Annotated in this window: 6 protein-coding genes; 4 read left to right on the top strand and 2 right to left on the bottom strand. The window is 72.8% G+C overall.

Translation table 11 applies throughout. The annotated features are described in order from the left end of the window. The first annotated feature begins 482 nt into the window (after window positions 1-482). Entirely contained in the window at window positions 483-1,118 is a 636-nt protein-coding gene (locus ACZ56L_RS32610) for a TetR/AcrR family transcriptional regulator (protein WP_471068287.1), read from the top strand. Window positions 1,119-1,270: 152 nt separating this feature from the next. Then, window positions 1,271-2,911, top strand: coding sequence for an MDR family MFS transporter (locus tag ACZ56L_RS32605; RefSeq protein ID WP_471068293.1), 1,641 nt, complete (start codon window positions 1,271-1,273; stop codon window positions 2,909-2,911). A gap of 117 nt (window positions 2,912-3,028) precedes the next feature. Here the strand turns inward: ACZ56L_RS32605 and ACZ56L_RS32600 are convergent, their stop codons facing one another. Beyond that, window positions 3,029-3,508, bottom strand: coding sequence for a hypothetical protein (locus ACZ56L_RS32600; protein ID WP_468690725.1), 480 nt, complete (start codon window positions 3,506-3,508; stop codon window positions 3,029-3,031). Between the two features lie 90 nt (window positions 3,509-3,598). Between ACZ56L_RS32600 and ACZ56L_RS32595 the strand changes: the two genes are divergently transcribed. Continuing rightward, entirely contained in the window at window positions 3,599-3,775 is a 177-nt protein-coding gene (locus ACZ56L_RS32595; protein ID WP_471068284.1) for a hypothetical protein, read from the top strand. Window positions 3,776-3,852: 77 nt separating this feature from the next. Here ACZ56L_RS32595 and ACZ56L_RS32590 read toward each other — a convergent pair whose 3' ends face one another. Further along, a complete protein-coding gene (locus tag ACZ56L_RS32590) occupies window positions 3,853-4,821 on the bottom strand; it encodes a D-2-hydroxyacid dehydrogenase family protein (protein WP_471068281.1) in 969 nt (322 codons plus the stop codon). 985 nt (window positions 4,822-5,806) lie between these two features. On the opposite strand from ACZ56L_RS32590, the gene ACZ56L_RS32585 reads away from it, so the two are divergent. Then, window positions 5,807-7,588, top strand: a complete 1,782-nt coding sequence (locus ACZ56L_RS32585) for an ATP-binding protein (protein ID WP_468690518.1) — start codon at window positions 5,807-5,809, stop codon at window positions 7,586-7,588. Window positions 7,589-7,609 lie beyond the last annotated feature (21 nt).

Genomic DNA, 7,609 nt, shown 5'->3' with positions numbered 1-7,609 from the left:
TTTTGGCACGCTGTTGAGTTCTCAAGGAACGGACGCTTCCTTCGTACTCACCCCTGCGGGCTTTCCTCCGGACGTTTTCGTTCGGTGTTTCTGTTTTTCTTGCGTCTCCGACTCTATCAGATCGTTTCCGGCCTGATTCCCAGTCGAACTTGGGTTGTCTTTCCGGCCGTTGGGCCGTTCCGACGAGTGAGACATTAGCGGATTCCCGCGCCCCGAATCAAATCGGGGGTTCGGCTTCCTCATTCCGCGAAAAGGCAACGAAAAGACCGCGCGACAGCGTCGCGGAGTTTGTCGTCATCTTGTTCTGCGGAATGGTCGTCCTGGGCCAGTCGAAACCGGTGCTCACATCGGACAACCCGAAGAACTATACGGGCCTCCCCCGATCGCGTCAACCCCGCCCGAACAGGCCCAGGTCGGCGGCCTGGTGGCAGCCGCGCGTTAATAAGTTTGCAGGGTCTGCATCTTTGCGTACTCTCCAAGTTGTGAAGAACAAGGACGGCGTGCCCGGGCTCCGTGAGCGCAAGAAGCAGGCGACCCGGGCGGCGTTGGCCGAAGCAGCGGTGCGGCTGGCTGCCGAGCACGGGGCGGAGAACGTCACCGTCGAGGCGATCAGCAGTGCGGCGGGCGTCTCGGCGCGCACGTTCTTCAACTACTTCGACAGTCACGACGACGCCTTCCTCATGGTCGACCCGGCGGTCGGCGAGCGGGTGCGGCGTGCGGTGCGCGAGGCGCCCGCCGCGCTGCCCGTGCTCGACGTTCTGCGCGAGGCGTTCGCGGCGGAGTTGGCGGACGTCGAGGAGCGCCACGAGATCTGGAGCCTGCGGGCCAAGGTCTTCCAGCGCTCTCCGTATCTCCTCGTCCGCGGGCTGGGGGCCCACATGGCCGAGGAGCAGGAGCTGTCCGCTGCGGTGGCCGAGCGGCTGGGGGGCGGCCCGGACGAACCCGTCGGTCTCTATCCCCGGCTCGTCGCCGCCGTCGCGACGACCGCGATCCGGGCCTCCATCGAGGACTGGGTCCAGCGGACACCGGACGTGGCCTTCATCGACGTGTTCCGGGAGGCCTTCGAACACCTGGGCTCCGGGCTGGTCGCCCCCGCTGCGGACTCGCCGGACGTGTGAGTGCTTCGGCGCTCCTTCGTACGTACGGACGTCGGCCCTTGCCGTAACCCCCCTTGAGATTTGTTCCTGCCCGATCCTGCCCGACCCTCGGACCGATTTCCCAGAAGGACACCGTGAGCGCAATCGAGGCGCCTGACCAGGCGCCCACCTCCATGGACCACAAGCAGATACTCCAGGCCATGTCCGGGCTGATGGCCGGCATGTTCGTCGCCATCCTGGCGGGCACGGTCGTGGCCAACGCACTCCCCCGGATCATCGCCGACCTCGGCGCGAGCCAGTCGTCGTACACCTGGGTCGTCACCTCCGAGCTGCTCGCCATGACGGCGACCGTCCCGCTGTGGGGCAAGCTCTCGGACCTCTACAACAAGAAGCTGCTGCTGCAGCTGTCGCTGGGCATGTTCGTGGTCGGCTCGCTGCTGGCCGGGTTCTCGCACGAGGTCGGGCTGCTGATCTTCAGCCGCGTCGTCCAGGGCATCGGCGCCGGTGGGCTCACCGCGCTCGCCCAGGTCGTCATGGCCGCGATCATCCCGCCGCGTCAGCTCGGCAAGTACGCCGGGATCTTCGGTGCCGTCTTCGCGGTCGGCACGGTCGCCGGACCGCTGATCGGCGGCGTGCTGGTGGACACCTCGTGGCTGGGGTGGCGCTGGTGCTTCTTCATCGGCGTCCCGTTCGCGCTGCTCGGGATCGTGCTGTTGCAGCGCACCTTGAAGCTGCCGACCGTACGGCGTGAAGTGAAGATCGACTTCCTGGGTGCGTTCCTGATCGTGGCGGGTGTCTGCGCGCTGCTGATCTGGACCTCGCTGGCGGGCCACCAGTTCGACTGGGCCTCGTGGCAGACGGCCGCGCTGACCGGTGGCGGTGTGCTGCTGCTGGTCGCGGCGGTGTTCGTCGAGGGCCGGGTGCCCGAGCCGATCATTCCGCTGACCATCTTCCGCAACCGCACGGTCACGCTGACCACGGTCGCGAGCCTGCTCGTCGGTGTGGCCATGTTCGGCGGCACCGTGTTCCTGTCGCAGTACTTCCAGATCGCGCTCGGCAAGTCGCCGACGGTGGCGGGGCTGATGAGTCTGCCGATGATCCTGGGTCTGCTGGTGTCGTCCACCGTCGCGGGTCAGATCATCAGCAAGACCGGCAAGTGGAAGGCGTACCTGGTCGCGGGCGCGGTCATCATGACCGCCGGCCTGGGGCTCCTGGCGACCATCGACGCGGACACCCACTTCGGGCTGCTCAGCCTCTACATGGCCATCCTCGGCGTCGGCGTCGGCATGCTGATGCAGAACCTGGTGCTGGCCGCGCAGAACGACGTTCCCGCCACCGAGCTGGGTGCGGCCACCTCTGTGCTGTCCTTCTTCCGCAGCATGGGCGGCACGATCGGCACCAGTGCGCTGGGCGCGGTGCTGGCGAACCGGGTCGCGACCGAGATGACGAACGGCATGAAGGCGGCGGGCATGCCCGTTCCTCCGGGGGGCGGCGGCGACTCCTCCGTGCCCGACGTGGCCAAGCTGCCCGCGCCGCTCCGCGAGATCGTGGAGAACGCGTACGGCCTGGCGACTGCCGACCTCTTCCTGCTGGCGGCGCCGTTCGCGGCGCTGGCGCTGGTGGCGGTGGTCTTCATCAAGGAGAAGCCGCTGAAGACCACGAGCGGTATGGAGCGGCTCGCCGAGGAGGCGGGTGCGGCGGAGGTCGTGGGTGCTGGTGCTGTTCCCGCGGACGCTGCGGCGAAGGACAAGCCGGTCGGGGACGAGGGCCAGGACGGCGGCAGCAGGAGCGCTGCGGCGACGCCGGTCGGCTGAGCCGGCGGATGTGTGCGTGAGTGAGTGAGGGGCGAGGCCCCGGTCGTTCCCTGGGAGGGGTGGGCCGGGGCCTTTCCCGTACGCCGACGAGGGGCGTCGGAGGGCGGGCGCCGGGGGTCAGCGGGTGCCGTGCGGCGGGCGGACCTCGGCGAACCAGCGGCGACGGGGGCCCCGGTACAGGAGGGCGTCCCAGCCGAGGGCGGTGAGTGTCTCCGCGCACCGGGTGAGCCGGTCGCGTTCCTCGGCGGCGGCCCCGCTGCCGGGCGGGCCGAGCCATTCGACGGCGACGGTCCGCGGCTCCTCGCCGGGGCGGACCCGGTAGCCGGTGGCGGTGCGGTTGCCGTCGGCGTCGGTGGCGGAGGGGGTGAAGGGGGCGGCTTCCAGGGCGAGGGCGACGGCGTGGGTGAGCTTGCGCAGTTCCCAGGCGGCGGGGACGGTCTCCGAGTCCTGGGTGAGGCGGCGGATCTGGAGGAGGCCGTCGAAGGCGGTGCGGACGGCGGCGGCCCGCCGGTCCCGGGGTTCCGCGGGCAGGGGGCCGTCGCCTGTGGCCGGGGTGAAGGGAGTCTCTGCCGGGGAGGGGGTGGGGGCGGCGGCCATGGGGTCGGTGTCCTCGTTCGGTGCGGGGCGGGTAGGTACGGGGCGGGTAGGTACGGGGCGGGTGGCGGGGGGGCGCGGGGGCTGCTCCAGGTGCGGCTGGCCGGATACGCGCAGCTGCGGTTCGTCAACTTCTACCGGGGCGATCCCACGACGGAGGGCCGCTATCTCCTCACGGGGCGTCTGCCGGAGGCGGCGGGCGAGGTGATGGTGGGGCCGGCGCGGCGGGCCGGGCGGACCGGGGTGGCGGGGGCCCTGCGCAACGAGTAGGGGCGCCCGCCGCCCCGGGCCGTTCGGAAGCCTCCGGGAGCGCGCGGTGTCCGGGCGGGACGGTGCGGTGCTCGGGGTTACGCGGTGCCGCCGATCCGGCGGAGGGGGTGGCCGTCGAGGTGGGCGCGGATGTTCTCGACGGCCTGGCCGTAGTACGTCGCGTAGTTGGCGTGGGTCACGTAGCCGAGGTGCGGGGTGGCCAGCAGGCGCGGGGCGGTGCGGAACGGGTGGTCGGCGGGGAGGGGTTCGGTGTCGAAGACGTCGACGGCGGCTCCGGCGAAGGCGCCCGCGTGCAGGGCCGCGAGCAGGGCGTCCTGGTCGACGAGACCGGCGCGGGAGGTGTTGATGAGGTACGCCGTGGGCTTGAGCAGGGCGAGTTCGGCGGCCCCGAGGAGGCCTCGGGTGCGGTCGCCGAGGACCAGGTGGAGGGAGACGAAGTCGCTGGTGGCGAGGAGGTCCTCCTTGGAGGGGGCGAGGGCGGCGCCTGCCGCTTCGGCGCGTTCCTCGGTGAGGTTCTGGCTCCAGACGGTGACGTCCATGCCGAACGCGCCCGCGACGGCGGCGACACGGCTGCCGATCTTGCCGAGGCCGAGGAGGCCCAGGCGGCGGCCGTGCAGGTCGGCGCCGACGGTGGACTGCCAGGGGCCGTTGCCGCGGATGTTGTTGGCTTCGGTGACCAGTCCGCGGGCGAGGCCCAGGAGCAGCGCCCAGGTGAGCTCGACGGGCGGGGTGGGGGCGCTGGACGTGCCGCAGACGGTGACGCCGTGCTTCTCGGCGGCGGCGAAGTCGATGACGGAGTTGCGCATGCCGGAGGCGACGAGGAGGCGCAGGCGCGGGAGCCGGGCGAAGAGGGAGGCGGGGAAGGAGACGCGCTCGCGGAGGGTGACGACGATGTCGACATCGGCGAGGGCGGCGACGAGTTCCTCCTCGGAGGAGAAGTGCGTGGGGAGGGGAACGAGGTCGACGTCGGGGTCGAGGGGAGACCAGTCGGCGGCGGCGAGGGCGGCGGACTGGTAGTCGTCGAGGAGGGCGCAGCGGAGTTTCATGGGGGCCTTGGGGGGTGTCGGGGGTGTGAGGGCTGGGGGTCGGGGGTCAGGGCCGACGGCCGAGGGTCGCCGGCTGGAGGGCGGGGGGGGGGAGAGTCGGGGGCCGGGGGCCGGGGGCCGGGGGCCGGGGGCCAAGAGCTGGGCTGGAGGCCGGGGGTGGGAGTCGGATGCTGAAGTTCAGGAGGCTGAGGATGGGGGGCAAGGGCTGAGGCCCGGGAGCCAAGGAGAGGGCCGGGGTTAAGAGCCGAGGGCTGAGGATCGAGGGCTAGGGGCCCGGGGGCTGGGAGCCAAGAGCCGGGCTGGAGGCCGGGGGTGGGAGTCGGATGCTGGAAGTCAGGAGGCTAGGGCCGAGGGCTGGGGTCCGGGGGTCCGGGGGGCTGGAGATCAAGGGCTGGGAGGGCAGGGCGGGGCGCACAGTACCTGGTCAGGACATGAGGGGCAGGGTGTTTTTCGGGCGGGGCGGGCGGCGGTGGTCATCGGGTCGACCCTTGCCGTGACGCCCCCTGAGGGTGTCCGGGCGGAGCTCTGGTCCCCTTTTCCGTGGTGCGGCGTTCGGGCCCGCGCACCCGCGCACCCGGGAGGCTCTGAAATTCCCTGGCGGGGGCCGACGGGAAAAGCGGCCGCGCGCCCGCGCGCCCGGGAGGCTCTGCCCCGCACCCGCGCCTGGCGTGGTCGTCGCGCGGCTGGTGAGCGGTTCTCGTGCGGATGTTCGCGGCCGGTCGCGTCCGCGCGGCGGAGCCGGGCCGCGACACGGTCCCTCGCCCTGGCGGGGAGCCGAGTCGGCCCGCGCCCCGGGTGCCGGGAATGCGGGATGTCGGCAACTTGCCGGGGCGGTGTCCGTGGGTCACCACGCGTGGCTAGCATGGCCATGGTCGACGGAGCGGAGCACGATATTCAACTTCCGCCCTTCGACCGCCCGTTCGTACGGCGCGAGCCGGGTTCCAGCCCCGGCCCGCCGTCGCATCCACGTCAGAGGACCCGTGCCATGACATCGCCCGCCGCTCCCCGACCGCGCCACAGCCCACCTGGAGGGCAGCGGCGCCCGCCCTGGGCCGCGCCCCTGGCGAGCCTGGTCGTCGCGGCCGCGGCGGGCGCCGGCGCGGTGGCCGCCGCGCCCGGGTCCGCGCGTGCCTGGGTACTGGGGGCGGCCGTGGTCGCCACGGTGTGCGTGGTCGTGGCGGTCGCCGTCGCCGGGTCCCGGGCTCGTCGGGCCGACCGGATGCGTGCCGAGAACGACGCACTGCGTCAGGAGGCGCTGCGCCGGGCCGGGGAGACCGCACATCTGCTCAACGTGTCACTGCCGGAGGTGGCGAAGCGGCTGCACGACGGCGTGGGTGCGGAGGGTGCGCTGCACGCCGTGCAGCGGCCCGCGGACCCGCAGCTCGCCCAACTGCTGTACGCGGTGGCCGCCCGCTGCGGCGATCTGTACGCCCGGGCCGCCGACGCCGACGCCGGGCGCGCCCGGGCGGAGCACGCGCTCGGCGACGTGGAACGGCTGGCGGCGGACGTGCTGCCGGAGGCGGTCGCCCGGCTGCGTACGGGCGCGTCGGCGGAGACCGTGCTCGCCGCGCTTCCGGCGCCCGCCGATCCCCGGTTGCGCGGGCTCCTGGAGCGGACCGTGCGCGACTTCGCGGACAGCGAGCGCCGTGCCGTCGCCGCGCAGGCGGCGAGTGCCACCGGGCTCGGGCGGGTGCAGGCCAAGACGCTGCGGATACTCGCCGACCTGCGGGGGATGCAGGACAAGTACGGCGGCGAGGTCTTCGGCGACCTGCTGCAACTCGACCACACGACCTCCCAGTTGGGTCTGCTGACGGACCGTCTGGCGCTGCTGATGGGCGGCCGGTCCAGCCGGGCCTGGAACAAGCCGATCGTGATGGAGTCGATCCTCCGCGGCGCGGTGGGCCGGATCAGCGACTACCGGCGGGTGCGCCTGCACTCGACGTCGACGGCCGCGATCGCCGGGTTCGCGGCCGAGGGCGTGATGCACCTGCTGGCCGAGCTGATGGACAACGCGACGAACTTCTCGCCGCCGGTCAACGAGGTCCACGTGTACGTCGAGGAGGGCACCTCAGGTCTGGTGGTGACCGTCGAGGACAGCGGGCTGTGCATGCCCCCCGCCGCGATGCGCCGCGCGGTCGCCTCGGTGTCCGGGCAGTCCAACGACCTGGCCGCCCTCCAGGGCACCCGGCTCGGTCTCGCCGTGGTGGGTGTGCTCGCCGCGAAGTACGGGATCTCGGTGAACTACCGGCCCTCCTCGCGCGGCGGCACGGGCGTCGTGGTGCTGCTGCCGCCCCAGTTGCTGGCCCAGCAGCGCAGCGCCCCGGCCACGACCCCGGCACCGGCCCAGACCGCCGCCCCGGCTCCGGCCGGCCTGCCGCGTCCGGCCGCGTCGCCGGAGGCGTCCGTACCGCAGGAGACGTCCGTACGGGATCGGCGGACGTCCGTACACGAGCAGCAGACGCCCGTGCGCGAGCAGGCCGCGCCGGTGCAGGACCAGGTCGTTCCGGTACGCGAGCCCCAGCGGCCCGCGCCGGAAGCCCCGGAGCCCGCCGCCACCCCCAACGGTCTCCCGGTGCGGCCCCGCGGCCGGACCATGGAGGCCGCGGACCGCAAGCGGCTGGACGCCGACGAGGCTCCTGCCGCCCGGCCCGCTCCCCCGCTGCCCGGGCGGCCCGAGGCTCCCGCCAGGCCGCCGCGTCCCGATGCCGGGGCCCGGTTCGGCGCCTTCCACCGTTCGCAGAAGCGACAGAGTCCGCCCTCCGAGTGACCCCTCCCCCCTTCCCCCCCT

Source organism: Streptomyces sp. NPDC039736, from assembly GCF_055596485.1.
The sequence above is the reverse complement of the archived record's forward strand: the minus strand, read 5'-3'. Positions and strand labels throughout refer to the sequence as shown.

What these genes read in the sequence shown, in the direction of transcription:
- ACZ56L_RS32605 (WP_471068293.1), top strand. Translation starts at nt 1,271, where the DNA reads ATGGACCACAAGCAGATACTCCAGGCCATGTCCGGGCTGATGGCCGGC.
- ACZ56L_RS32600 (WP_468690725.1), bottom strand. Translation starts at nt 3,508, where the DNA reads ATGGCCGCCGCCCCCACCCCCTCCCCGGCAGAGACTCCCTTCACCCCG.
- ACZ56L_RS32590 (WP_471068281.1), bottom strand. Translation starts at nt 4,821, where the DNA reads ATGAAACTCCGCTGCGCCCTCCTCGACGACTACCAGTCCGCCGCCCTC.
- ACZ56L_RS32585 (WP_468690518.1), top strand. Translation starts at nt 5,807, where the DNA reads ATGACATCGCCCGCCGCTCCCCGACCGCGCCACAGCCCACCTGGAGGG.